Annotated in this window: 21 protein-coding genes; 8 read left to right on the top strand and 13 right to left on the bottom strand. The window is 63.3% G+C overall.

Going from position 1 to position 24,356, the window contains the following annotated elements:
- Positions 1 to 119: 119 nt before the first annotated feature.
- The 6 genes from AAHE99_RS22720 to AAHE99_RS22695 all read right to left on the bottom strand — a co-directional run bounded on the left by AAHE99_RS22720 (position 120) and on the right by AAHE99_RS22695 (position 4,546).
- A complete protein-coding gene (locus AAHE99_RS22720) occupies positions 120 to 407 on the bottom strand; it encodes a hypothetical protein (protein WP_055934583.1) in 288 nt (95 codons plus the stop codon).
- A gap of 138 nt (positions 408 to 545) precedes the next feature.
- A complete protein-coding gene (locus tag AAHE99_RS22715; protein ID WP_342119663.1) occupies positions 546 to 1,226 on the bottom strand; it encodes an ABC transporter ATP-binding protein in 681 nt (226 codons plus the stop codon).
- Between the two features lie 3 nt (positions 1,227 to 1,229).
- Positions 1,230 to 2,018, bottom strand: coding sequence for a phosphonate ABC transporter, permease protein PhnE (gene phnE, locus AAHE99_RS22710; protein ID WP_342119662.1), 789 nt, complete (start codon positions 2,016 to 2,018; stop codon positions 1,230 to 1,232).
- Entirely contained in the window at positions 2,015 to 2,860 is an 846-nt protein-coding gene (locus AAHE99_RS22705) for a PhnE/PtxC family ABC transporter permease (RefSeq protein WP_342119660.1), read from the bottom strand. Before AAHE99_RS22705 ends, phnE begins: the two co-directional genes overlap by 4 nt.
- Before the next feature lie 3 nt (positions 2,861 to 2,863).
- Entirely contained in the window at positions 2,864 to 3,685 is an 822-nt protein-coding gene (locus AAHE99_RS22700) for a phosphonate ABC transporter ATP-binding protein (RefSeq protein ID WP_342119659.1), read from the bottom strand.
- Positions 3,686 to 3,688: 3 nt separating this feature from the next.
- The gene (locus AAHE99_RS22695) at positions 3,689 to 4,546 is read right to left on the bottom strand and encodes a putative selenate ABC transporter substrate-binding protein (RefSeq protein ID WP_342119658.1); all 858 of its coding nucleotides are present in this window, start codon (positions 4,544 to 4,546) and stop codon (positions 3,689 to 3,691) included.
- A 110-nt stretch (positions 4,547 to 4,656) separates the two neighbouring features.
- On the opposite strand from AAHE99_RS22695, the gene egtD reads away from it, so the two are divergent.
- Both egtD and egtB read left to right on the top strand, forming a co-directional pair.
- Positions 4,657 to 5,658: an L-histidine N(alpha)-methyltransferase gene (egtD, locus tag AAHE99_RS22690; RefSeq protein WP_342119656.1), complete on the top strand. Its 1,002-nt coding sequence runs from the start codon at positions 4,657 to 4,659 to the stop codon at positions 5,656 to 5,658.
- Positions 5,651 to 6,829: an ergothioneine biosynthesis protein EgtB gene (egtB, locus tag AAHE99_RS22685; RefSeq protein WP_342119655.1), complete on the top strand. Its 1,179-nt coding sequence runs from the start codon at positions 5,651 to 5,653 to the stop codon at positions 6,827 to 6,829. The genes egtD and egtB overlap by 8 nt, the downstream gene beginning before the upstream one ends.
- On the opposite strand, the gene AAHE99_RS22680 is transcribed toward egtB, so the two are convergent.
- The 3 genes from AAHE99_RS22680 to leuA form a co-directional block, all read right to left on the bottom strand.
- The gene (locus AAHE99_RS22680) at positions 6,826 to 8,442 is read right to left on the bottom strand and encodes a methyl-accepting chemotaxis protein (protein ID WP_342119654.1); all 1,617 of its coding nucleotides are present in this window, start codon (positions 8,440 to 8,442) and stop codon (positions 6,826 to 6,828) included. The genes egtB and AAHE99_RS22680 overlap by 4 nt on opposite strands.
- 123 nt (positions 8,443 to 8,565) lie before the next feature.
- Positions 8,566 to 11,616, bottom strand: coding sequence for a DUF4214 domain-containing protein (locus AAHE99_RS22675; RefSeq protein ID WP_342119653.1), 3,051 nt, complete (start codon positions 11,614 to 11,616; stop codon positions 8,566 to 8,568).
- 93 nt (positions 11,617 to 11,709) lie between these two features.
- Positions 11,710 to 13,404, bottom strand: a complete 1,695-nt coding sequence (gene leuA, locus AAHE99_RS22670) for a 2-isopropylmalate synthase (protein WP_342119652.1) — start codon at positions 13,402 to 13,404, stop codon at positions 11,710 to 11,712.
- A gap of 279 nt (positions 13,405 to 13,683) precedes the next feature.
- Between leuA and AAHE99_RS22665 the strand changes: the two genes are divergently transcribed.
- Together AAHE99_RS22665 and AAHE99_RS22660 are read left to right on the top strand one after the other, a co-directional pair.
- Positions 13,684 to 14,124, top strand: coding sequence for an Lrp/AsnC family transcriptional regulator (locus tag AAHE99_RS22665; protein ID WP_342119651.1), 441 nt, complete (start codon positions 13,684 to 13,686; stop codon positions 14,122 to 14,124).
- 26 nt (positions 14,125 to 14,150) lie between these two features.
- Complete coding sequence (locus AAHE99_RS22660; RefSeq protein ID WP_342119650.1) at positions 14,151 to 14,786, top strand: hypothetical protein; 636 nt, start codon at positions 14,151 to 14,153, stop codon at positions 14,784 to 14,786.
- A 29-nt stretch (positions 14,787 to 14,815) separates the two neighbouring features.
- Here AAHE99_RS22660 and AAHE99_RS22655 read toward each other — a convergent pair whose 3' ends face one another.
- From AAHE99_RS22655 to senB, 3 genes are read right to left on the bottom strand one after another with little or no spacing between them, the layout of a single operon-like run.
- The gene (locus tag AAHE99_RS22655; RefSeq protein WP_342119648.1) at positions 14,816 to 15,349 is read right to left on the bottom strand and encodes an HD domain-containing protein; all 534 of its coding nucleotides are present in this window, start codon (positions 15,347 to 15,349) and stop codon (positions 14,816 to 14,818) included.
- A 5-nt stretch (positions 15,350 to 15,354) separates the two neighbouring features.
- The gene (gene selD, locus AAHE99_RS22650) at positions 15,355 to 16,404 is read right to left on the bottom strand and encodes a selenide, water dikinase SelD (RefSeq protein ID WP_342119646.1); all 1,050 of its coding nucleotides are present in this window, start codon (positions 16,402 to 16,404) and stop codon (positions 15,355 to 15,357) included.
- A gap of 8 nt (positions 16,405 to 16,412) precedes the next feature.
- Complete coding sequence (senB, locus tag AAHE99_RS22645) at positions 16,413 to 17,408, bottom strand: selenoneine biosynthesis selenosugar synthase SenB (RefSeq protein WP_342119645.1); 996 nt, start codon at positions 17,406 to 17,408, stop codon at positions 16,413 to 16,415.
- Between the two features lie 34 nt (positions 17,409 to 17,442).
- Here senB and senA point away from each other — a divergent pair, with 34 nt between their 5' ends.
- Positions 17,443 to 18,645, top strand: a complete 1,203-nt coding sequence (gene senA / locus AAHE99_RS22640; RefSeq protein ID WP_342119643.1) for a selenoneine synthase SenA — start codon at positions 17,443 to 17,445, stop codon at positions 18,643 to 18,645.
- Between the two features lie 50 nt (positions 18,646 to 18,695).
- Complete coding sequence (locus AAHE99_RS22635) at positions 18,696 to 19,733, top strand: VCBS domain-containing protein (protein ID WP_342119642.1); 1,038 nt, start codon at positions 18,696 to 18,698, stop codon at positions 19,731 to 19,733.
- Between the two features lie 64 nt (positions 19,734 to 19,797).
- Here the strand turns inward: AAHE99_RS22635 and AAHE99_RS22630 are convergent, their stop codons facing one another.
- The gene (locus tag AAHE99_RS22630; RefSeq protein WP_342119641.1) at positions 19,798 to 21,861 is read right to left on the bottom strand and encodes a S9 family peptidase; all 2,064 of its coding nucleotides are present in this window, start codon (positions 21,859 to 21,861) and stop codon (positions 19,798 to 19,800) included.
- Between the two features lie 76 nt (positions 21,862 to 21,937).
- Between AAHE99_RS22630 and AAHE99_RS22625 the strand changes: the two genes are divergently transcribed.
- Complete coding sequence (locus AAHE99_RS22625; RefSeq protein WP_342119639.1) at positions 21,938 to 23,770, top strand: DUF885 domain-containing protein; 1,833 nt, start codon at positions 21,938 to 21,940, stop codon at positions 23,768 to 23,770.
- Positions 23,771 to 23,824: 54 nt separating this feature from the next.
- Complete coding sequence (locus AAHE99_RS22620) at positions 23,825 to 24,340, top strand: DUF2812 domain-containing protein (RefSeq protein ID WP_342119637.1); 516 nt, start codon at positions 23,825 to 23,827, stop codon at positions 24,338 to 24,340.
- Positions 24,341 to 24,356 lie beyond the last annotated feature (16 nt).

The following is a 24,356-nucleotide window of genomic DNA, read 5'->3' as shown; positions in this document are numbered from 1 at the left end:
AGTCAGGGGAGCGGGGCAAGGGTACAGCGGGGAGGTGTTTGGCAGGCCGGCGTTGTTTGGGGCGACCTTGAAGCGGAAATGGCGCCGGTGAATGCAATGCCGGCGCCAGGCATTTTTACTCAGTGTACTGAGGCATTCGACAGCTCTTTCAGCTCACGGATAGAGAGCTCAGACTTTTCATGCATGCGCAGCAGGATGGTGGCCCCGACTGCCAGCTTGCGGTGACGGATTTTGCTGATGATAGGTGGTTGCACTTCCAGCACCCGGCAAAGTTCCGCGTCGTTCTTCAGGTGCATCTTCTCGATTAGCGTGTCGAGCAGCTTGTTAGGTACGAAGCTGGACGGCTCCAGGGCGCGTGCCCTGTTCATTGCTTCGATTAATTCCAGTTTTTTCTGCCTGACGCTCATTTTGCTCCTCCCTGACGTTGTTCACTACGTGGATAGAAAAAGCAGGCTTGTAAGGTACGTATTAGTAACCAAGCAAGTTAATTAAATAATACTCCGGTTACAAAAAATTCCAAGAATTTGTGAGAAAAATAATGGGTTTTATTGCGCGGCAGGGTTGACGAGTGTTGTATCTTGAAGGCCATTTTTGGTGAGGCGCAGCACTTTGTCCGCTTTCGCCGCAGCGGCGGGCGAATGCGTCACCATGATGGCGGTTGCGCCGCTCGATTTAAGTTCATGGTGCAACAGTTGCAGGATGGAATTTGCGGTGTCGGGATCGAGGTTGCCAGTCGGTTCGTCCGCCAGCACAAGGGCCGGGCGGTGCACCAAGGCACGGGCTATTGCAACCCGTTGCATCTCACCGCCGGAGAGTTGATGGGGATAGTCGTGGCCGCGCCCGCCCAGGCCTACCGCTTCCAGCATGGCGTTCTCGCGGCCTGGCGGCAAGCCGTTCAGCAGCAGGGGCAGGGCGACGTTTTGCTGCAGCGTGAGATGCGGCAGCACATGGAAGGCCTGGAAGATGAAACCCATGCGTGCGCGGCGCAGTCGGGTCGCGGCGTCATCATCCAGCGACGCCAGCGGCGTGCCATCGACGATGATGGCCGGCGCGGCGCTGGGATCGGGCTGGTCGAGGCCGGCAATTAAATTCAGTAATGTAGATTTGCCGACGCCGGAGTCCCCCATGATGGCGACAAATTCTCCGGGCGCAAAGGTCCAGCTCAGCCGGTCGAGGACGCGGCGCTCATTGGAGTAACTCTTCGTCAGGTTCCGTAACTCAAGCATGGCTTAGCGCGTCAGTGCACGGCGCAGTGCGAAGCTCAGGGCATCGACCACGGCGACCAGCAGCAGCACGGCCAGGATCACCGTTGCCGCGCGCTCCATCTGGAACAGGGACAGGTGGAACTTGAGCATCTGCCCCAAACCGCCGGCGCCCACCACGCCCAGCACCGCTGCCGCGCGGATATTGTTCTCCCAGCGGTACAGCGTATAGGACAGCATTTGCGGCAAGGTTTGCGGCAGCGTGGCGTAGAAGAAGGCCGCCATGGGCGTGGCGCCATTCAGGCGCAGGCTTTGTTCCGGCAGCGGCGGCGCGTTTTCCAGCGCATCGGCAAACAGTCGGCCCAGCACGCCGGCCGTATGCGCGGCCAGCGCCATGGTGCCGGCGAACGGGCCCAGGCCTGCGGCCACCAGCAGGATCGAGGCCCACACCAGCTCCGGGATCGAACGCAGCACGTTCAGTACGCCGCGCACGGCGGCGCGCGGCGCACGGCCGAAGCGTCCCGCGCCGGGGATCGCCAGTAGCAGGCCGCCCGCCACGGCAAGCAGGGTGCCGAGCGCCGACATGGCCAGCGTCTCGATGGTGGCGATGGCGGTCTTGCGCAGGAAGCCGCCGGCCATTTCCGGAGGCGTAAAGCCGGCCAGGAAGTTGCCCATGCTGTGCATGGCTTCCAGCGTAAACAGTTCGCCCAGTTTGAGCGACAGCGTGGCAAAGCTGGCGACCACCAAAACCAGCAGTGCGGCGCTGAATAGCCAGCCGGACCAGCTGCGCGGCGGCGGGGCAGGCATATGGCTCATCCCAGCCTCCGGCGCAAATACTTGGACACCACGTCGGCCGCGGCCACCAGCAGCACGAATACGATCAGCATGCTGGCCACTTCGCCGCCGGCCAGCATCTTGGTCGATTCGTCCATGCGCTGGCCCAGGCCGCCCGCGCCGACAAAGCCCATCACCACCGAGCCGCGGATCGCGCACTCCCAGCGATACACGGTATAGGACACCAGCTCCGATGCCGCCTCCGGCAGCGCGCCGTAGAACAGCGCGGCCAGGCGCCCGCTGCCGTTCTGCAGCAGCACGTCGCTGGCATGGTGGTCGGCCGATTCCAGGATTTCTGCGTAGACCTTGCCCAGCATGCCGCAGTAGGTCAGCGCAATGGCCAGCACGCCGGCGGTTGGGCCCAGGCTGAAGATGCGCACGAACAGCAGCGCCCACACCAGTTCCGGTACGCTGCGCAGCACTACCAGCAGCCAGCGCACGATTTGCCGCACCATGCGCGGCAGCAGCGCAATGCGGCCCGTGCCGAGGCGCGAAATCGACAGGCGTTCGGTGACGACCAGCGTGGCGGGGATGGCGCCCAGCAGCGCGAGCGTCAGGCCGCAGGTGGCGATAGCCACCGTCTTCCACGCCTCGCGCGCCACCATGGCGAGGAATTCGGCATCATGCGCCGGTTGCAGGAAATCGGACAGGAAACGCCAGGTGGCGGCCAGGCTTTGCAGGTCGAACAGCACCCAGGGATAGAATTCGGTCGCTACCGCCAAAGGCCACAGCAGCACAATGCCGACGATGACCATCGTCACGCGCTGGCGCCATGCCGGGTCCGGATGATGGGGCGAGAGGGGAACGGCAGGAACGTTATGCATCGCTTACAGGCAGGCCCCGACGGCCAGTTTGGCCGCCATTTCCGGCGTTTGCGGCGAATTGGCGGGCGGCAGCTCGCCCAGGTAGAGTTCATCGACCATGGCTTGCGTGACCTGTTCGCGCGGCAGGTCGAAGGCGACGCGGCCATTCTTCAGCGCGACGATGCGCGGGAAATGGGCCAGCGCCAGGTCGACCTGGTGCAGGCTGCATACCAGCAGGGCGTTGCGCTCGCGCGCTTCCTGCTGCAGGGTGTTCAGGGTCAGTTGCGACAGCGCCGGGTCGAGCGCCGACAGCGGCTCGTCGACCAGCAGCGCCTGCGCCGACGACAGCAGCAGGCGCGCCAGGCCGCAGCGCTGGCGCTCGCCGCCCGACAGGCGGTCGACCCGCGCGTACAGCTTGTCGCCCAGGTTGAAGCGCGACAGGGCGCGGTAGGCCGCTTCCGGGTCGGCTGGCTTGAACAGCGACAGCAGCGCCTGGCCCAGGCCCCAGTGCGGCAGGCGCGCCGCCAGCACCGCGGTCACCACGCGCTGGCGCGGCGGCAAAGGCGGGGTTTGCGGCGCCAGGAACAGGCGTGCGCGCACGGCGTGGCGGCCGGCGTCCGTCAGGCGCCAGGGATCGGTGCCGAAAGCGCTGAAGGTGCCGCTATCCGGCTTGTGCGCCAGCGCTAGCGTGGAGAGCAGGGTGGTCTTGCCGGCGCCCGATGGACCGATCAGCGCCACCTGTTCGCCAGGCTCGAAGGACAGTGAAATATCCTGCAGCGCAAGGCCGCGCGAGCCGCCGATGTGGCGGACCGCGAGGCCCCGCATTTCATACCAGGCAGAAGACATTGATTACTTCAGCAGGCCGGCGTTCTTGGCTGCAGCTTCGATATTGGTGTAGTTGGCAGCCTTGGTCGGGATGAACTTCGACGCGCGCTGCAGGTCCAGGATCGCCTTGTCTTCCGGCTTGGCGCTATCCAGCGCCAGGAAGGCATCGGTGATCTTCTTTTTCAGCGCTTCCGGCATGTCGGAGCGCACGGTCCAGTTGTAGTCGTAGTAGGCCGGGGTGGTGTAGAACACGCGCACCACGGCCGGATCGACCTTCTTCTGTTCATTCAGCTTTTCCCACACCGAGATGTTCAGTGCGCCGGCATCGACCTTGCCGCCGGCAACCGCCGCCACGGTGGCGTCGTGTGCGCCGGAGAAGGAGACGCGTTTCAGGTCGGTGTCCGGATCGATCTTGGACGCCAGCAGGAAGGAGCGCGGCATCAGGTGGCCGGAGGTGGAGGACTCGGAACCGAAGCTCAGGGTTTTGCCTTTCAGGTCGGCCAGCGAGTTGATCGCCTTGTTGGTGGTGACGAAGACGGAACGGAACTTCTCATCTTCCACGCGCTGCACCAGCGGTACGACCTTGCCCTGGCTCTTGTGGTTGGCCTGCACGAAGGTGAAGCCGCCGAACCAGACCATGTCCAGTTTGCCGTTCACCAGGCCTTCCACCGAAGCGGCGTAGTCGGTCACCGGGGTGAACTCGACTTTCATGGCCAGCTTTTTCTCCAGGTATTCGCCCAGCGGCTTGAACTTGCGCTGCAGTTCAGTCGGGGCTTCATCGGGAATGGCGGAAACGCGCAGGACTTGCTGGGCTTGCGCGCCGGCAGCAGCAAACATGACACCGGCGGCAAAAAGGGTGGTGCGGAGGGAGAAGATGGACATGGACGATCCTATTTTTACGTTAATGACGAGCCGCACGCCTCGCACGAGGGCACGGTACCTGGTCTTGGATATTCAGCTATGATAGCAAAAATGTCCCAGGAGCCTGAGCCATGACCTTGTCACGCGCGGCTGCGATCCATATGGTCGCGCCGGATACGAGCAGCACACCGCCTGGAATCGCCCATGGCGATCCGGCCACCATTGCCGAAATCAGCGCCGGTTTGCTCGCCCCGCATGCGTCCACCTCGCCCAAATATTTCTACGACAGCCTTGGTTCGCACCTGTTCGAGGCGATCTGCGAATTGCCCGAGTACTACCCGACGCGCACTGAGGCCGGCATCTTTGCCCGTCACGGCGCGGCCATGGCGCGCTGCGTGGGCCCTGCCGCCATCTTGATCGACCTGGGCGCCGGCAATTGCGCCAAGGCGGCCAGTCTGTTTCCCTTGCTGCAGCCGCGCCAGTATGTGCCGGTGGATATTTCCAGCGACTTCTTGCAACAGGCGGTGGGCCAGCTGCGCCAGCGCTTTCCGGCGATTGACATCACGCCGCTGGTAATTGATTTATCGCAACCGCTGTTGATACCGGCGTCGGTGCCGCGAGCGCACCGTCAGTTTTTTTATCCCGGCTCTTCGATCGGTAATTTCACCCCGCATGAAGCGGTGGCCTTCCTGCGCCAGGTGCGCGAAAACGTGGGCGCCGATGGCGGGCTGCTGATCGGCGTCGACCTGGTCAAGGATCCGGCGGTGCTGGATGCTGCCTATGACGACGCAATCGGCGTCACTGCCGCCTTCAACCTGAACCTGTTGCGCCACCTGAACCACCTGGCCGGGGCCAATTTCGATCCACTGCAGTGGCGCCACGTCGCCTTCTTTAACGACGCCGAAAGCCGCATTGAAATGCACCTGGAAGCGCGCTGTGCGCTGACTGTGCAATGGGCCGGCGGCGAGCGCTCGTTCGCGCTAGGGGAACGCATCCACACCGAGAACAGCTACAAGTACACGGTGGAGAGCTTCAGCAGGCTGCTGGCCGATGCGGGTTTCCGCGTCGACGGCATCTGGACGGACGATGCACGCTGGTTCGCAGTGATGCACGCCGCAGCCGCCTATGCGTGACGCCAGCCTCTGGACTGAACGCTATGCCCAGGTGCGCGCAGCCACCATGGCGCTGGCGGCGCCGCTGTCGGACGAAGATTGCGGCGCGCAGTCGATGCCGGACGCCAGTCCGGTCAAATGGCATCTCGCGCATACCACCTGGTTCTTTGAGACCTTCATCCTGGAGCGCTTCGAAGCGGACTTCCAGCCCTTCCATCCCGCGTTCCGGGTGCTGTTCAATTCCTATTACAACGGCGTCGGCGACAAGCACCCGCGTCCCCAGCGCGGGCTGCTGACGCGGCCCTCCATGGCGGAGGTGCGCGGCTACCGCGCCAACGTCGATGCGCGCATTGCCGCGCTGGTCGCTCGCGGCGGCAGCGATGCCGGGCTGGCGGCGCTGCTGACGCTCGGCCTGCAGCACGAGCAGCAGCACCAGGAACTGATCCTGACCGACGTCAAGCACCTGCTGGCGCAGAATCCCCTGGCGCCAGCCTACGCGCCGCGCGGCGCCGCTCCCGCCAGCCCTGCCGCTGGCGCGTCCCCGGCCTGGCTGCGCTTTGACGGCGGCGTGCACGAAATCGGCCACCACGGCGACGGCTTCTGCTTCGACAACGAACTGCCGCGCCACAAGGTCTACCTGGAGCCGTACGAACTCTCCGCGCGCCTGGTCACCAACCGCGAATACCTGGCCTTCATGCAGGCCGGCGGCTACCGCGACCCAGGCCTGTGGCTGGCCGAGGGATGGGACTGGATCCGCGCGCAATGCCTGGACGCCCCACTGTACTGGCGGCGCGACGGCGGCGGCTGGAGCGTATTCACCATGCACGGCCAGTTGCCGCTCGACCTGGACGCGCCCGTGACGCACATTTCGCTGTTCGAAGCCGATGCCTATGCCCACTGGGCCGGTGCACGCCTGCCGACCGAAGCTGAATGGGAGCACGCCGCCGCAGGCGGCCCGGCGCAGATGTTCGGCCACGGCTGGCAATGGACCAGCAGCAGCTACGCCCCATATCCCGGCTTCCGTCCGGCGGCAGGGGCGATCGGCGAATACAACGGCAAATTCATGGTGAACCAGTACGTGCTGCGCGGCTCCAGCGCCGCCACCCCGCAAGGCCACTCGCGCGCCAGCTACCGCAATTTCTTCCCCGCCAGCTCGCGCTGGCAATTCACCGGCATCCGCCTGGCGCGCTAAGCCGCCAGCCGTGGGCGCGGACGGGCTGCAGCCGACGGCAGCCGGTTGGTGGGCGCCGCAGTGTGGTCGCCCGGCAGGCGGAAGCGCGCCACCAGGCGTTCCAGCTCGCCCGCCTGGTCGCTCATCGCCGAAGCGGCAGCAGCCGCCTGTTCGACCAGCGCCGCATTCTGCTGCGTGCCCTGGTCCATCTGCATGATCGCCATATTCATCTGCTCGATGCCGTCGGTCTGCTCGCGCGTGGCAATCGAGATCTCGCCGACGATGCTGGTCACGCGCTGCACCGATGCGACCACTTCCTCCATCGTAGTGCCGGCCTGGGCGACCAGCTTGGCGCCCGCATCGACCTGCTCGACCGAGTTGGAAATCAGTTCCTTGATCTCTTTCGCGGCACTGGCCGAACGCGCCGCAAGGTTGCGCACTTCGCTGGCGACGACGGCAAAGCCGCGCCCTTGCTCGCCGGCGCGCGCCGCTTCCACCGCCGCATTCAAGGCCAGGATATTGGTCTGGAAAGCGATGCCGTCGATGACGGAAATAATATCCACCACCTTGCGCGAGGAATCGTTGATCGAATCCATGGTGGTCACCACCTGCGACACCACGGCGCCGCCGCGCTGGGCCACGCTGGAGGCCGAGGTGGCCAACTGGTCGGCCTCGCGCGCGTTGTCGGCGTTGGCTTTGACGGTGGAGGTGAGTTCCTCCATCGAGGAGGCGGTTTCCTCCAGCGCCGAAGCCTGGTTCTCGGTGCGCGCCGACAGGTCCAGATTGCCGGTGGCGATTTCGTTGGAGGCGGCCGCAATCGCCACGGTGCCGTTACGCACCTGGCCGACGATCTGCGACAGCGCTTCGTTCATGTCGCGCAGGGCATGCAGCAGCTGGCCCGCTTCGTCCTGGGTGCTGGCCTTGATCTGGCTCGTCAGGTCGCCCGAAGCAACCGCACGCGCCACCTGCAGCGCATAGTTGATCGGGTGCGTGATCGAGCGCGTCACCCAGTAGGCGCAGGCGACGCCGAGCAGGATGGCCGCGACGCCAAGCGCGATCATCATGACAAGCGCTGTGCTGATGTGCTTCTTGATCTCGGCGCCATTGGTGCTCACGATCTTGTCCTGCAGGTCGCCGAGCTTTTCGACCGTGCCCTGAAGCTTGGCCAGGCGCGGCATGGTTTCCGTCATGGCGCGCTGGGTGGCTTGTTCGCGCTGGCCATCGGCCAGCAATTTCAGCACGCCGGAGAACGATTGGACATAGGCCACGCGGTCGGTGGTCACCTGGTTCAACAGCTCACGCCCCGCGGGAAGGTAGACCAGCTTGTCCAGCGTGGCCAGCGCTTCGGTAATGATGGTCTTGTTGCGCTCGACCTGCTTGCGCAGTTCAGCCGACTGGCTGGCATCGGTGACCAGCAGCAGCTGCAGCACCAACGCCGCATTGGCGCGCGTGGTGGCGGTGATGGTGGCGGCCGCATCCGCCTTGACCCAGTCCTTGTCGATAATGGTGGAACTGAGATCGCCGATACTCGACAGCCGCTGGCTGCCGACCACGATCAGCATTGTCATCAAAGCGAAGACAATCGCGAAACACAATCCCAGGCGGGTCCCGATTTTCAGGTTGGCGATGCGCATGGCGGCTCCTTCCGGCGGCTGGAAAACGATTTACCAGTATATTCAAACGCCGCAAGAAGAGGGTGGGGCGGGCCGGCGTACACCGCCGCCCCGAATGAGGAACTATCAGTTTGGCGACTTTTATCAAGCAACCCAAGGAGTGTAGGCGATACCTTTTTGGATCGATCCGATCACCTGGGCGTAGTTCTCCGGGCTTTCGCTGAAGTTGGTCAGCAGTTCGCCGAGGGTTATCTGTTGCTTGTCCATCAGGCCCTGCCAGAAGGCAAAACCGCCGGCATCGGGCGCGCGGTGCAAAGCGTATTCGTACAGTTTGGCGATCAGATCCCCATTGGATGGCGTTGCGCCATACAGCAACTTGAATTCGGTGCCTTGTGTGAAATGGACGGCAATATCGTTCAGGGGCATGCCCTTGTCGCGCGCATCGATCCAGAAGCCCAAACCTTTCTGGTCCGGGGTGCGGTTGAAAATTGCCTGGTACAGGCGCAGCACCTGGCCGGCGCTGCCGTTGATGTCCAGCGCAATTGCGCTGTCAGCGAAATGCAGGCGCTCGACGCCGGTCACGGTATCGCGGCTGTCGTTGTTGGTAATGGCATAGCCGCCGGCGATGGATTCGACCTTGTAGTCCGCGCGCTTACCCTGGAAGACCACCGCATCGAAGCCGGCGCCGCCATCGATGCTGTCGTCGCCGCCATAGCCGGTGATCACGTCGTTGCCTGCCCCGCCGCGCAGTACGTTGGCGCCTATGGTGCCGAACAGGCGATCGTTGCCGCTGCCCCCAGTGGCGTTCTCGAACGTGCTGCCGTAGTTGACGGTAATCTGGCCTGCCGCGGTGATGCTGCTGCCCTGGCTGCCGATATAGTCCCAATGGCCGGATTCGAGGTGCAGGGTGAGATCCTTTTCCAGGCCGGTAGCGTCAATCGTGTCGCGCCCCGCGCTATCCCACAGGAAGTTCGCCTGCAGTTCGCTCAGCTTGTAGGTGTCGTTGCCGGTGCGCGCCGTGCTGCGGGGGCCGTACAGGTATTGCAGTGCCGCGGTGCGCAGCGGATCCAGGCTGCTGTTGGCGGTGTTGTCGCCCTCCAGTCCAAGCACGTGCAGCAGGTCCCGGTTCAGCTCCGGCAGCAGGCCACGGATGGTTGTGCTGCTGGTGGGCTTGCCGATATACAGGTCGGCGCCGGTGGCTGACATTCCCGCGTAGGCCATTTTGCCGGCAACCAATTCAGCGGAAGAATGGATTTCCAGCTTGCCGCTGCCCGGCGTTTCATTGGTATTCAGTTTGATGTCGGCCACCGCTGCGATGGCGTTCAGCAGGCCATTCACCAGGTCCTTGTCCGATTGCGACAGCGGCACAGCCTTGCCATCGGTGACGAAGCCGATGCTCAGGCTGTGGTTTTCGTCCAGGTAGGACAGGCGGTCTTCCTTCCACGCAGGCGCTGCGTGATTGCCCAGCAGCGCCTCAATCCACGGTGCGACGGTGTTCGGTGTGATTGCCACGGCGGTAGTGGCTTTCGCACTTAACGCGCCGCTGTCCACGAAGGTCCATTCGACCTGCACGGTCTCGTTTTTCGCGATGTCGGCCGCGTTGCGGTAGCTGATGCTGTGCAAAGACTTGTTGACCAGCGCTTCGGTGGCGTTTTCGTTGAAGTCGATGCGCAAGCTGCCCTTGTCCTGCGTGGCAGTGCCGATGACCACGCCGTCGATGGTGAGCTTGGCGTCAAAGATATCGGCTGCGTTGGCGCCGCCTTTGCGCTGCAAGGTCAAGCTCGAACCCTGGTAATTGCTCGCCGCGAGTTCGTTGTCGTGCAGGATGATGCCGGGATTGAGGCTGACCGCCGCATGGCCTTCACGGTAGGCGACCTGGTTCTGCGTGCCTGCGGCGCTGGCGCCGAAGGTCAGGTCGCGCGATCCGTCCTGGTTAAAGCTGTAGATGGAGAACGGGGAGCCCCAGCCGGAGCCGGAAATGAACAGGCGCCCGTCCGGCATTTCCACCATGCTCCCTACGGAAGAGTAATTTCCCCGCTGAAGATCGGTGACCGCAAAACCATTCTTGCCAAACGTGGTATCGAGCTCACCATTCGGGCGTACTGAAATCATGGTGAACTGATTGCCGATATAAGTATCCTTGCCATAGGTATTGATGGTGCCGCCAACCACGATGCTGCCGTTCTCGCGAATCACCATGGAGCTCGCCCAGGCGTTGGCGTATAAGCCATCCTGCATCTCTGCTGCGGACATGCTCGGGCCAGGATAGACCGTGACCTTGCCGTTGTTGCCAAATTCGGTATCCAGCGTGCCGTCCGGGTTGAACCGTACGAGACCAAAACCCGATGCGTGATCGCCTGCGGGGGTTGAGGCGGCGGCGACAATTTTTCCGTCAGCTTGAACCGCCAGCGACTGGATGCTCGCAATCGGCGAGTCGAAACCAAACGCCGTATGGCCTCCATCACCGAAAGACTGGTCCAGCGTGCCGTCAGCATTGAAACGATAAATGACAGCCTGGATCCAGTTGTCTGGGCCATAGGTATGCCAGCCGGCAGCCACGATCTTGCCATCGCTTTGCAGCAGCATGCTCTTGAACTCGACATTTGTTTCCGGGATAAGGACCGAGCCCTTGTCGCCGAAGCTTAGGTCCACTTCGCCCTTGGCGGTGAAGCGGCTGATGGCGATAAAGTTGTTTGGCTGATCTTTGATATCGCCGCTGCCCGAATTGCCGATGACGATAAATTTGCCATCGCGCGTCATCAGCATGCCGACGGCATTGTCGATTTTGCCTGGATTGGTGGTGGCATAACCCTGGCCCTTGGCAAACGTGGTGTCCAGGGTGCCGTCGGCATTCAAGCGGTAGAGGCCAAAGCCGCTTTGGTTACTCTCGCCGCTAACCGTAAAGGATTCCCAGTTGCCGGCGACGACAATCTTGCCGTCGGGCATAAGTTTGAAACCCTTGTCCTGCACGTTGAGAAAGCCGCCGTTGATACCGGACTGGACGCTATTTGGCTGCCTGGTTTCAGAATGCAGGGTGCCGTCCGGGTTGATCCGGACAATCGAGTTCGGCCCAAGCCCGATCACGCTGCCATCGGGCAGGACGGACTGCGAGAAAACGTAGAAGTAGTCGCGGAAGTTAGAGGAGGGCGTGACGCCGGTATGGAGAGCGGAAAAACTTGCTGCGGTATTGGACATTTCGGGTGAATCGGGGCATGGTTTTTTATGTAGTGCTCATTGTATTATAAATGTGGCAACCAAACCATGCCCCGGGGCATTCACACTGCGGCTTCAGCCCCCCGCATGGGCTGCTGCCGGAGCTTCCACCCTGGCGGCAATCTGGCGGTTGATCGCGCTCAGCACGGCCTTGAAGGAGGCGGTGACGATATTGCTGTCGATGCCGGCGCCGAACAGGGTAGGGCCGCCATCCAGGCGCAGCTCCACATAGCAGGCCGCCTTGGCGTTGGCGCCGTGGCCGATGGCGTGTTCGTGGTAGTCCATCAGCGTGACGTCGAGGCCGAGTGCGTCGACGAAGGCGTCGATCGGGCCGTTACCGCCGCCTTGCAGCGACATGGCGGCCTTGTTGTGGATCAGGCCAATGTCGATCTGCACCGGTTCGTCGCTGGAGCTGTCTTCCACCATCTTGTGGGAGGCGTAGGCGTAAGGCGTAGTCTGGCCCAGGTATTCGCGTTCGAAGATCTGGTAGATGCCTTCGGACGTGATTTCCAGGCCGGTCTGGTCGGCCACTTTCTGCACGGCGCGGCTGAATTCAATCTGCAGGCGGCGTGGCAGTTCGAGTCCGTAGTCCTGCTCCAGCAGGTAGGCCATGCCGCCTTTGCCGGACTGGCTGTTGACGCGGATGACGGCGTCGTAGCTGCGGCCCACGTCCTGCGGATCGATTGGGAGGTATGGGATTTCCCATGGCGCGCCGTCCTGCTGCTTGGCGAAGCCTTTCTTGATCGCGTCCTGGTGCGAGCCGGAGAAGGCGGTGAATACCAGGTCGCCCACGTAAGGGTGGCGCGGGTGCACCGGCAGCTGGTTGCACTCTTCGACGATCTTGCGCACGGAGTCGATGTCGGAGAAGTCCAGGCCCGGGTGCACGCCCTGGGTGTAAAGGTTGAGCGCCAGGGTCACCAGGTCGACGTTGCCGGTGCGCTCGCCGTTGCCGAACAGGCAGCCTTCCACGCGCTCGGCGCCTGCCATCACGGCCAGTTCGGCGGCGGCGATGCCGGTGCCGCGGTCGTTATGCGGGTGCACGGAGATGATGATGGAGTCCCGGCGCTGCAGCTTGCGCGACATCCATTCGATCTGGTCGGCGTAGATGTTCGGGGTCGAGCATTCGACGGTGGCCGGCAAGTTCACGATCATCTTCTTTTGCGGGGTCGGCTCCCAGATGGCGGAGACGGCGTCCACAATGTGCTTGGCGAAATCCAGCTCGGTGGTGGAGAACGATTCCGGGGTGTATTCGTAGGTCCAGTCGGTTTCCGGATGCTGGGCCAGCAGTTCTTTTACCAGCTTGGTGCCTTCGGTGGCGATGGCGGTGATTTCTTCGCGGCTGGCGCCGAACACCACTTTGCGGAAGACCGGTGCGGTGGAGTTATACATGTGGACGATGGCGCGCTTGGCGCCGATGCACGATTCCACGGTGCGGCGGATCAGTTCTTCGCGCGCCTGGGTCAGCACGATGATGGTGACGTCGTCCGGGATGCGGTTTTCTTCGATCAGCTTGCGCACGAAGTCGAAGTCGGTCTGCGATGCGGAAGGGAAGCCTACCTCGATTTCCTTCAGGCCCACCTTGATCAGGAGTTCGAAGAACTTGATCTTCTTCTCCACGCTCATTGGCTCGATCAGCGCCTGGTTGCCGTCGCGCAGGTCGGTGCTCATCCAGATTGGCGGCTTGGAGATGACGGCGTTCGGCCAGGTGCGGTCGGTCAAGCCGACGGTCGGGTATGGACGATATTTCGCGGCAGGGTTCTTCAACATCATGGTGATACTCCTGTGATTTTCAAATTTTTTGATTCTGGGAGCGCGGCGCAGTGGCGGCCGGCGCGGGGTACTGCCAGGGGAAATTCAGGCGCGTGCCAGTAGTAGCGCCCCTAGGTGTAGGGCGCCTGGCAGGTGTGCAGAGATGTGCAAATGCGAGGTCATGTCTTGCAATGTACGGCACCGGATTTGGCATTGTCAAGGAAAAATCTTTGGCGGCGTTGGCGATGATTTCGCACTTTCCAATGCTAGAATGCGTTCGTTGGCGAGGAAAAATCGGACATGGATAAGATTGATCGAGAAATAATCGAGCTTTTGCGCGATGATGCGAGGATAAGTTTTAAGGATTTAGGCGAGCGCGTAAGCCTCAGCGCCAACACGGTGGCGGACCGCGTGCGGCGTTTGGTCGCCGATGGCGCGATCCTGGCTTTCGAAGCGCGCGTCGACCACGCCGCGCTTGGCCTGCACCTGCAAGCCTATATCGACATCAAGCTGAAGGCGGGCATGAATACCCATGAATTCGAGGAAATCGTGAAGACGATTCCGGGCGTGCTGGAAGTGGCCCTCCTGACGGGCAACTACGATGGCTTGCTGCGCGTTGCGTGCAAGGACCAGGCACAGTTGCTGCGCCTGATCGATACCCTGCGTGACCGTGCCGGCGTGCAGGACACCTACAGCCGCGTGATCCTGCACCAGACGCCGGTGCGCGCGCCGTTACAATAAGCGCCATGCAAAAACTGAATTCAGAATTGAAACGGCTCTATCTGGCCTCCGGCGGCGCGGCCGGCGAGACGAGGGCGATTGCTCTGGCGTTCCGCCGCTTGCCGGGCGACGCTGAAACTGGACACTGGGAGCGCCTGTGCGCAGTTGCCAACGCATTGCAGGAGGATCTGGGCTTGCCAGCGCCGGCGGTAAGCATCTCCGGCGACGGGGCATATGGGCTCTGGCTGTCGCTGGAGAAGCCGCTGCCGGAGCAGCACGCGCAGGAATTCGCCAAGCTGCTTTACGCCGCTTATTGTCCCGAAGCCGAACAGCCGGCAACGGCGCTTGGCAATGCACTGGCGTTGCCGCCGTTCCTGCACCAGTCCAGCGGAAAGTGGGCGGCCTTCATCCATCCTGGCATGGGGGCATCGTTCGCCGGTGATGAGGGGCTTGAAATGCAGCCGCCAGAGGCAGGGCAGCTGGCGCTACTGGATGGCCTTGAAAGCATTGGCGGGGAGCAGTTGGCGCAGGCTGAGGCGCGGCTGCGCCCTGCGGCGCCTGCGCAGTCACCGGCACCGGCAACTGCGCAGGACGGCTTGCTGCTAAAGGATGCAACGCTGGAAGATATCGTCAAATTCCTCCATTCGAAGAATATCGAACCTACCTTCCGCTTTCTGATGTAGGGTCAAGTGGCTACGGATGCCCGCCGAAGCTACCAGCGCATCATGGGCAATGGATTGAGCGGGTGGCGCAGCGCGCGCCGGGCGCTTAGCTGGAGCAGCCGCAGGTGGAACCCGGCATCGGGAAAGGCGGCCTGCACCTGGCGAATGAAGCTGCGTGGCAGTCCGTGGCGCAGCACTCCGAAGCTAACGTCGATCCAGTCGGCCTGCCGGAAGGCTTCCACCAGCGCAGTATGATGTGGCGCGCAAGCTGTGATCTTGTGGTGTTCGGCGATCATGTCCGCGATTTCATCGGCCCAGGCAGCGCGCCCGTTGCGGGCCAGCCAATTGCGTGCCTGCTGGCCGGAGGGTGGCAAATAGTCGAAGGTGCTGTGGGTCCAGATGCCGATGTCATGGAAGGCGGCGGCGATGGACAGCTTGTCCAGCTGGTCCTGGTCGCCGCTTGCCAGGGCATGGGCGAAGTTGACCATGCGGTAGCAGTGGTTGCGGTACGCGGTCAAATCCTTGCCGATAGCCGGCGCGTGCTGCTCAATCAATTCGTCGAACAGTGCGAGCCGGGTCAGCATGGTGATTATGCTGCGACCTGGACGCGCGGTTCGCCGGCGGCCATTTCGCCGATCACGGCGGCGTGTTCGAAGCCGTGGCTGCGGAACAGGGCCAGTACTTCGTCAACGCTGGCCGGGTCGCAGGAGACCAGCAGGCCGCCCGAGGTTTGCGGGTCGGTCAGCAGGGTGTGCTGCGGCTGGGTGATGTTTGGCGACAGCAACACATCCTTGCCGTAGGCGTCCCAGTTGCGGCCGGAGGCGCCGGTGAAGAAGCCGTCGTGCGCCAGTTTTTCAACCCCCGGCAGCAGCGGGATCTGCGACATATCCAGCTTGGCGGTCAATTTGGCGCCGCGCGCCAGTTCCAGCAGGTGGCCCAGCAATCCGAAACCGGTGACGTCGGTCAGTGCGTGCACGCCCGGCAGTTCGGACAGGGCCTTGCCTGGCTTATTCAGCTTGGTGGTGTTGTCGATCATGGCCTTGTAGCCTTCGTCGCCCAGCACGCCTTTCTTCAGCGCAGCGGACAGCACCCCCACGCCCAGCGGCTTGCCCAGTACCAGTACGTCGCCGGCCTTGGCGTCGGCGTTGCGCTTTACTTTCGATGGATGGACCAGGCCCAGTACCACCAGGCCGTAGATCGGCTCGACCGAGTCGATGGTGTGGCCGCCGGCGATCGGGATGCCCGCTTCGTTACAGATCGATTCGCCGCCTTTGATGATCTTGCCGATCACCTCGATCGGCAGTTTGTTGACCGGCATGCCGACCAGGGCCAGCGCCATGATCGGGGTGCCGCCCATGGCGTACACGTCGGAGATGGCGTTGGTGGCGGCGATGCGGCCGAAGTCGAACGGGTCGTCGACGATGGGCATGAAGAAGTCGGTGGTGGCGATCAGGGCCTGTTCGTCGTTCAGCTTGTAGACGGCGGCGTCGTCGGCGGTTTCGATGCCGACCATCAGTTCCTTCGGTACCGGGAAGCCGTTGGTGTTCTTCAGGATCTCGGACAGCACGCCGGGCGCGATCTTGCAGCCGCAGCCGCCGCCGTGGGAGAAGGAGGTCAGTTTGATTGGTTCAGTGCTCATGATTGGGCCTATTTGTTCGTATGGAGCAGATTATCCACCAAGTCGAGCAGGGCTGCCTGCTCGGCCTCGGGCGTGAAGAGTCTGGCGCGTTCGGCGCATTGCTGGCGCAGCACCGCGTACCAGGCTGGATCGCGGATGCTGCGGTCGATCAGTGCGGCCAGGGCGGCGGCGTCTCCGGGCGGGAAGTAGCCGAGGTAGCCGTCGCCCAGCATGCCGCGGTTGCCGCTGATATCGCTGGTCAGCACAGGCACGCCGCTGGTCACGGCTTCGATGATGACGTTGGCGCCGCCCTCCATGCGCGAGCAGATGGCCATGGCGTGGGCGTGTTTCAGGCGCTGGCGGGTTTCGGCGTGGGGCAGTGCGCCGAGCCATTGGTAGCGGTTGGGCGCGGCCGCTGCGGTGGCGTTGGCGGCGTCGCCCAGCGCCTGGTCGAGGGCGCCGCCAATGTGGAGTAGGCGGGCGCTTGCCGCGTGCACCAGGCTTGCCGCCGCCATGAAGGTGCGCGGGTCTTTTTCCTCGCGCAGGTGGCCGACCATCAGGATGTCGTGGTGGCGCGGGGCGGCGGGACGGGCGGCGGGCTGCAGGGCTGGGGCGGACTGGTAGATCACTCGTGCCTTGGCACGCAAGTGTGGCGGCAGCTCGGCGAGACCGGCGGGTTGCAGCAGGACCAGCGCGCTGGCATGCTCGAGCGAGGCCTGGGCGCTGGCGTCGCTGTGGATGTCGCGGTACAGGTCGGTACCGGTCAGGACCAGCACTGCCGGGCGCGCGGGATGGGCGGCGCGGAAGCGCGCCAGCGGGGCGGCGGAGCGGCGTGCGTGCAGCGCGATCAGCAGGTCGGGCGCGGCGGGCAGGGCCTCGGACGCGGGCTGGCCGGGCCAGTCGGTGGCGATGGTGGCGTTATGCCGCGTGCGCAGGAACTGGGCCCAGCGGCGCGCGGTTTGCCAATTGCCGTTGTTGGCTTGTGCCAGCGCCGGGCTGACGATGCAGATAGTCTGTTTGCTCATTGGTGTGTTGCTCAAATATCGCTACAATCGACCCATGAACGCCATCCATGCCTCGTTCCGGACCGCCCGTACGCAGCAACTTGCCGACGCCTTGCAGGCTGCGCGCAATTATACGCTGAGCCTTTTCGAATGTTTTGCCGCCGCCGGAATGGATGCCGCGATGCGTGTGCCGCAGCTGCGCATCGTCAATCCGCCGTTGTGGGAACTTGGCCATACGGCCTGGTTTGCGGAATGGTTCATCCTGCGCGAGGCGGTGTCGAGCCATCCGGCCGACGCGCTGTATGCCTCGCTGCTGCGCAAGGGCGATGACTGGTTCGACTCGAACATGGTGCCGCACCGCAGCCGCTGGAGCCTGGATTTGCCCAGCACCGGCGGCGTGAAAACCTATTGCCACGAGGTGCTGGACCGCGTCCTGGACAAGCTGTCGCGCGAACCGAACACCGACGAAGCGCTTTACCCTTACCGCCTGGCGCTGGCGCATGAGGACATGCACGGCGAAGCCTTCCTGTACACGCTGCAAACGCTGGGCCTGCAAGCGCCGGCGCACCTGACCCACGACGAGCGTGCATCCGGCGCACCGGGCGACCTGGCTTTCCCGGGCGGTACGCTGCAACTGGGCAGTCCCGCCGATGGCGGCGGCTTCGTGTTCGATAACGAGAAATTCGCGCACCCTTGCTACGTCGCGCCGTTCCGCATGGACGCCACCCTGGTCACCAATGCGCAGTTTGCGGACTTCGTGGAGGATGGCGGCTACGAGCGCCGCGAGTACTGGAGCAATGCCGGCGCCGACTGGCTGCTGCGGCAGGAGCGTTCGGCGCCGCGCTACTGGCGGCGCGATAACGGCCAGTGGCGCACCATGCGCTTCGGGCGGCTGACCACCTTGTCGGCGCATGAACCGGTGCGCCATGTCTGCCTGTATGAGGCGCAGGCCTATTGCGCCTGGGCCAACCGCCGCCTGCCGACGGAAATGGAATGGGAGTATGCGGCGCTGCACGGCCATCCGGCGTTTCGCTGGGGGCAGCTGTGGGAGTGGACGGCGTCGCCGTTCGAGCCGTATCCGGGCTTCACGGCGGACCGCTACCGCGAATACTCGGCGCCGTGGTTCAGCACCCACCAGGTGCTGCGCGGCGCTTCCTTCGCTACGCCATCGCGGCTTGGTTCGGCCAAATTCCGCAATTTCTACTTGCCTGAGCGAGACGACATCTTTAACGGATTCCGCACATGTGCATTTGAATAATCCTGAACCCGGCCTATGATGAACTGTAGAGCTGGGTAAGGAGAACAAAAATGCCAGGCAATAATACAAATAACAATGTTGCAGACCAAACCGGGGCAGCCAAGGATGATTCCTTTACCAGCGCGGCTTCCGGCCTGACTGAAGACCACCTGCAAGGCAGCCTGGACGTGCTGCCCAATGACCCCGGATCCGCCGCCCTGTATTCAATGTGGCAGGCCGTTGCCGGCGCCGATCCCCATGGACTGTTCCCGGTCGCTTCCAGCGGCCTGTCGGCGCTGGGGGCCACGGTTTCCATCGGCGGCGGCATGGTGCTGTATGACGCGGCGGCCATCGCAGCGCTCCTGCAGTCGATGCACGCGGGCGAGACCATGAGCGACAGCTTCCTGTACACAGTGCGCATGGCAAATGGCGCGCTCAGTACCGCGAATGTGACGCTGGAACTGGCTGGCGCCAATGACCTGGCGACGATCACGGGCGATATGGCGGCGCAGGTGCAGGAAGACGGCGTGCTGGCCGGCTCCGGGACTTTGCTGGTGAGCGATGTCGATCACGATGAGGCGCATTTTGCCGCTGTCGATGCGGCGGCGCTGCATGGCGTCTACGGCGAATTTACCTTTGTGCAGGCGAGCGGGGCATGGACCTATACGCTGCGTAATGGCGATGCGAATGTGCAGGCGCTGAATACCGGCGATACCAGGACCGATAGCCTGGTGGTGAAGTCGCTGGATGGCACGGCCACCGCGACCATCAATGTCACTATTCTGGGCGTCGACGAACCGGCGGTGCCGCCAAATGAGGTCCCTGTGGCCGAGGCGCCCGCGGCTGCGGTATCGACCACGTTTATGGTCAACCATGGGCTGAGCACCATCAACGGCCGCAACAAGTTCACCGGCTTTGACAGCGACGACATGGTGAAGTTCGCCAAAAACCTGGTGTACAAGGGCTTTGCGCTGGCGGACGCGGATGGCAATGGCTCGAAGGAGTCGACGGTCCTGCAATTCGTCTACAAGAACCATCCCGGCGAATCGGTGGATGTGACACTGGTGGGCTATACCGGCTGGACCGACGCCCAGTTATTCCACGGTTGATTGCCGCGCCGGCTGGGAATTCGTGAGCGGTGCGCAGCGCACCGCTCACGCAATAGGGGCGGGGTTACTTCTTCAGGTGGTCGTCCAGCCAGCCGATCACGGTCTTGTGCCACATGATCGAGTTGGCAGGCTTCAGGACCCAGTGGTTCTCGTCCGGGAATACCAGCAGCTTGGACTCGATGCCCTGGCGCTGCAAGGCGGCGAAGGTGCCCAGTGCCTGGGTGGTCGGCACGCGGAAGTCCAGGTCGCCCTGGATCACCAGCATCGGGGTCTTCCACTTGGCTACGTGGTGTACCGGGTTGTGCTTCTCGTAGTTCTGCGGGTTGGCGTAGTAGGTGCCGCCGTTTTCCCATTCGGTGAACCACAGTTCTTCGGTAGCGTAGGCCATGCCGCGCTGGTCGAAGATGCCGTCGTGGTTGACGATGCACTTGAAGCCATCGCTCCAGTTACCTGCGATCCAGTTCATCATGAAGCCGCCGTAGGAGGCGCCCAGGGCGCAGGCGTTCTTACCGTCCAGGAAGTCGTACTTGGCAACAGCTGCCGCCATGCCTTTCTGCAGGTCTTCAAGCGGCTTGCCGCCCCAGTCACCGCTGATCGAGTCGGTAAAGGCCTGTCCGTAGCCGGTCGAACCGTGGAAGTCAATGAACACGGCCGCGTAGCCGGCGCCGGCATACACCTGCGGATTCCAGCGGTAGCTCCAGCTGTTGCCGAAGCTGCCCTGTGGGCCGCCGTGCACCAGGAAGGCAACCGGGTATTTCTTGCCAGGCTCGTAGTTCCAAGGCTTCATCACATGGCCGTAGACGGTTTCGCCGTTGGCGCCCTTGTACGAGAACTGCTCGAACTCGGCCATCTTCACGTCTTTCAGGCGATCGGCGTTGGCCCAGGTCAGCTGGCTGCCCTTCTGCTCGGCGCCCTCGGTCTTGAACTTGACCAGTTGCGCGCCGCCAGCCAGCGAAGCGTGTGCCACAACGACGGTGTCTTTCTGCACGTGGAAATCGCCGGCATAGCCTTTGCCGGTCAGCGCAGTCACTTTGCCGGATGCGACATCCAGCGAAAACAGGCGGTGGTTGCCGATATCGTCGGCATTGGCCAGCAGGGCCTTGCCGTCATCGCGCCATTTGTAGTCGGCGATGGAGCGGTCCCAATCCTGCGCCAGCACACGCTTCTTGCCGGTAGCCACATCCATCAGCACCATGTGGAAGCGGTCGGCTTCAAAGCCTGGGCGCTTCATCATCAGGTAGGCCAGGGTCTTGCCGTCCGGGGAGAAGGCAGGCTTGGCGTCCCATGCCGGGTTTTCGCCGGTCAGGTTGCGCGGGGCCGCGCCGCCGGCGGCCGGCACTTCGTACAGGTCGAAGTTGGTGGACCAGGATTCGGCCTTGCCCGCCACGCGCGCGGCGAACACGATCTTCTGGCCGTCAGGACTGAAGTTGTAGTCTTCGGCGCCGCCGAATGGCTTGGAGTGCACGTCGCCGTCCAGCGAGCCGCTCAGGCTGACCGCAGCGCCGGCCTTGCCGGAAGCGTCGACCGGCGCCGAGTACAGCACGTTGCGGCGGCCATCGGCCCAGGTATCCCAGTGGCGTACGAACATTTCGTTGTACAGCATGCCGGTGGCCTTGTTCTTGGCCTTGTCGTCCAGGCGCTTCTTGGTGCAGGCCAGGTCGGCGCAGTCGCGATAGACTTCAAAGGCCATGGCCAGGCGGTCGCCCTTCGGCGACAGGCGGAAGCTCTCCACGCCGACCGGGTAGTCGGTCACGCGCACCGCTTCGCCGCCGGCATTCATCGGCAGGCGCCACACCTGGGCGGAACCGGAGCGGCTGCTCACGAAGTAGACGGCGTCGCCCGAAGCCGACCATTGCGGCTGGCTGCTGCTGGCATCGTGCTGGGTCAGCTGGACTGGCGCCGGCTTGGCAGCCTTCAGGTCGATCATCCACAGCTGGGTGATGCCGCGGTTCTTGTCCATATTGGTGGCGCGGACGGTGTACACCACGCGGCTTGCATCCGGCGACAGCGCAGGGCTGCCGACGCGGTCCATGCTCGCCAGGTCTTCGATGGTCAGGCCGCGCGGGGCGGCAACTGCACTGGTGGCGGCTGCAACGGCAGCGCCCAGTACCAGCAGGCGTAAGGTCATTCGGGATCTCCGGTCTGTTATCAAATCTGCCAGTTTGGTCGCTGGCAAACGGCGATGATACTGTAATATTCCCGGCATGGAGATCAATGCAAAAAAAATTGCGGTATGGGCGCTGACCGGGGCCACGGCCTCCCTGTGCGCGGTCGCCGTGCTGGCGACCCAGACCTGGTATTCGAAGCCGCTCAAGCTTGAATGGTTTTACATGCGCGCCTTCGCATCGGCCGCGCTGAAAAGTCCGGAGATGATGTCGAAGCTGCGCGTGCTGCCAGGCTGGCTTGATTTCCACAGCACGCAGCTGGACGATGAATCGCCCGCCCATCGCCAGGAGATCCTGCAGGACATGCAGGACAACCTCGCCATGCTGGACCGCTACGACCGCAATGCGCTCAAGGGCGAGGCCCAGCTGTCCTACGATACGCTGCATTACTACCTGTCCGACAAGATCGAAGGCGGACGCTTCTACCTGCACGATTTCCCGGTCAACCAGATGCACGGCATGCAAAGCGCGCTGCCCGAATTCCTGGCCGACGTGCACCAGGTCAACACGCGCAGCGAGGCGGAGGACTATATCGCGCGCCTGCAGAAATTCCCGCGCAAGTTCGAGCAGCTGTTGGAGTTCCTGCGTGCGCAGGAAGCGGCGGGTATCCTGCCGCCGCAATTCCTGGTGGAGAAGGTGCTGCTGCAGATGCATGGCTTTGCCGGCCGCCCGGCGCGCGAGAACATGCTGTACACCAGCTTCAAGGCCAAGCTGGACGCCATCCCGCTGGCGGATATGAACGAGAAAGTGCGCGCCGAATTGCTGCAGGGCGCGGCCAAGGCGATCCAGAACAGCGTCTATCCGGCCTACGCGGAGCTGATACGCCACTTTGTCGAGTTGCAGGGACGCGTGTCCGGCAACGACGGCGCCTGGTCGCTGCCGGATGGCGACGAATACTACGCCTGGTGCGTGCGCCACCATACCTCGACCAACCTGACGCCGCAGCGCGTGCATGAACTGGGGCTGGCCGATGTCGACCGCGTGGCCGGCATCATGGACCGGCTGCTGAAGCAGCAGGGGCTGGAGCAGGGCAGTGTCGGCGAGCGCATGCAGCGCCTGCTGCGCGATCCGCAATACCGCTATCCGGACACGGAGCAGGGCCGCAAGGCCATGCTGGCCGACTACCGCGCCATCATGAGGGAGGCCGACGAGAAGCTGTCGAACGTTTTCGATGCGCATCCCAAAGCCGCCATTGACGTACGCCAGGCGCCGCCTGAATCGGCTGCCACCGCGCCCAGCGCCTACTACATTCCCGGTGCGCTGGACGGCACCCGGCCCGGGGTGTTCTACGCGAATATGCGTTCGATGGCCGACATTCCGCGCTTCGGCATGCGCAACACGGTGTTCCATGAGGTGATGCCGGGTCACCATTTCCAGGTATCGCTGGCGCAGGAGATGCAGGGTGTGCCGTTCTTCCGCCGCATCATATCGTTCTCCGCCTACCAGGAAGGCTGGGCGCTGTACGCCGAGCGGCTGGCCTCCGAAATGGGCCTGACACCGGAGCCGCTGGACCAACTGGGACGCCTGCGCGACGAAATGATGCGCGCGGTGCGGCTGGTGGTCGATACCGGCATCCACTACAAGCGCTGGTCGCGCGAGGATGCCATCGACTACATGGTGGAGCATACGGGCATGGGGGAGAAGGAAGTCACCGCCGAAGTGGAGCGCTATATCGTGACGCCCGGCCATGCGCTGGCCTACAAGGTCGGGATGCTAAGCATCCTAGGTCTGCGCGAACGCGCGCGCCAGGAGCTGGGCGACAAGTTCGACCTGAAAGAATTCCACCACGAGATCGTGGGCCACGGCGCCTTGCCGATGACCGTGTTGGAACGCGTTGTCAATGACTGGATTAATCGACGCAAGGGGCATTGACATCGTTTATTTAAATGATAATATATCGGACATCGATATAGCGATGACCGATATATGAAGAAGCTTGTCTGGAAAATTCGGTGGTTCTGGGATGATGCAGACCATGTGATTGAGCGCTGGCTGGAGCAGATGGCGCGCGAAGGGCTGCACCTGAAAAGCATCCACGCACTGCGTACCATCTTTATCTTCGAGCGCGGCGAGCCGGCCGAAGTGAATTACCGTATCGACTTCCGCCTGACCCGCGCCGACGCGCACTACCTGCAGCTGTTCGAAGACGCCGGCTGGCAGCGTGTCGATGATTTCCTGGGCTGGTTCGTCTGGCGCGCACCGGTCGGCTCCGTGCGTTCGCCCGAGATCTTCACCGATATCGAGTCCATGGGCCGCCGCTACAAGCAGCTGATCTGGCTGTTCGTGGTGCCGCTGGTGTTGCAGCTGCCGCTCACAGTGGACCAGCTGCGCAGCGGCAGGCCCGGTGCGGTGGCCGCGGTGCTGGGCCTGCACTCAATCTGCTTCTACTGCATCGCGCGGCTGGTCAAACGCTTGCGAAGTTTGAGTAGTCCAAAGGGCTGACGCCCCCACACTTTTT

The organism is Pseudoduganella sp. OTU4001, from assembly GCF_038440195.1.
Classification (GTDB): Bacteria; Pseudomonadota; Gammaproteobacteria; order Burkholderiales; family Burkholderiaceae_D; genus Rugamonas.
This window is presented reverse-complemented; position numbering and strand designations above follow the sequence as displayed.

Bases quoted from the DNA above. Each gene is read 5' to 3' on its own strand.
- AAHE99_RS22620 (WP_342119637.1), top strand. From the start codon at position 23,825: ATGAAGAAGCTTGTCTGGAAAATTCGGTGGTTCTGGGATGATGCAGAC.
- AAHE99_RS22720 (WP_055934583.1), bottom strand. From the start codon at position 407: ATGAGCGTCAGGCAGAAAAAACTGGAATTAATCGAAGCAATGAACAGG.
- AAHE99_RS22705 (WP_342119660.1), bottom strand. From the start codon at position 2,860: ATGCATAACGTTCCTGCCGTTCCCCTCTCGCCCCATCATCCGGACCCG.
- egtD (WP_342119656.1), top strand. From the start codon at position 4,657: ATGACCTTGTCACGCGCGGCTGCGATCCATATGGTCGCGCCGGATACG.
- AAHE99_RS22665 (WP_342119651.1), top strand. From the start codon at position 13,684: ATGGATAAGATTGATCGAGAAATAATCGAGCTTTTGCGCGATGATGCG.
- AAHE99_RS22695 (WP_342119658.1), bottom strand. From the start codon at position 4,546: ATGTCCATCTTCTCCCTCCGCACCACCCTTTTTGCCGCCGGTGTCATG.
- AAHE99_RS22630 (WP_342119641.1), bottom strand. From the start codon at position 21,861: ATGACCTTACGCCTGCTGGTACTGGGCGCTGCCGTTGCAGCCGCCACC.
- phnE (WP_342119662.1), bottom strand. From the start codon at position 2,018: ATGAGCCATATGCCTGCCCCGCCGCCGCGCAGCTGGTCCGGCTGGCTA.
- egtB (WP_342119655.1), top strand. From the start codon at position 5,651: ATGCGTGACGCCAGCCTCTGGACTGAACGCTATGCCCAGGTGCGCGCA.
- selD (WP_342119646.1), bottom strand. From the start codon at position 16,404: ATGAGCACTGAACCAATCAAACTGACCTCCTTCTCCCACGGCGGCGGC.
- leuA (WP_342119652.1), bottom strand. From the start codon at position 13,404: ATGATGTTGAAGAACCCTGCCGCGAAATATCGTCCATACCCGACCGTC.
- AAHE99_RS22675 (WP_342119653.1), bottom strand. From the start codon at position 11,616: ATGTCCAATACCGCAGCAAGTTTTTCCGCTCTCCATACCGGCGTCACG.
- AAHE99_RS22625 (WP_342119639.1), top strand. From the start codon at position 21,938: ATGGAGATCAATGCAAAAAAAATTGCGGTATGGGCGCTGACCGGGGCC.
- senA (WP_342119643.1), top strand. From the start codon at position 17,443: ATGAACGCCATCCATGCCTCGTTCCGGACCGCCCGTACGCAGCAACTT.
- senB (WP_342119645.1), bottom strand. From the start codon at position 17,408: ATGAGCAAACAGACTATCTGCATCGTCAGCCCGGCGCTGGCACAAGCC.
- AAHE99_RS22635 (WP_342119642.1), top strand. From the start codon at position 18,696: ATGCCAGGCAATAATACAAATAACAATGTTGCAGACCAAACCGGGGCA.
- AAHE99_RS22655 (WP_342119648.1), bottom strand. From the start codon at position 15,349: ATGCTGACCCGGCTCGCACTGTTCGACGAATTGATTGAGCAGCACGCG.
- AAHE99_RS22715 (WP_342119663.1), bottom strand. From the start codon at position 1,226: ATGCTTGAGTTACGGAACCTGACGAAGAGTTACTCCAATGAGCGCCGC.
- AAHE99_RS22700 (WP_342119659.1), bottom strand. From the start codon at position 3,685: ATGTCTTCTGCCTGGTATGAAATGCGGGGCCTCGCGGTCCGCCACATC.
- AAHE99_RS22680 (WP_342119654.1), bottom strand. From the start codon at position 8,442: ATGCGCATCGCCAACCTGAAAATCGGGACCCGCCTGGGATTGTGTTTC.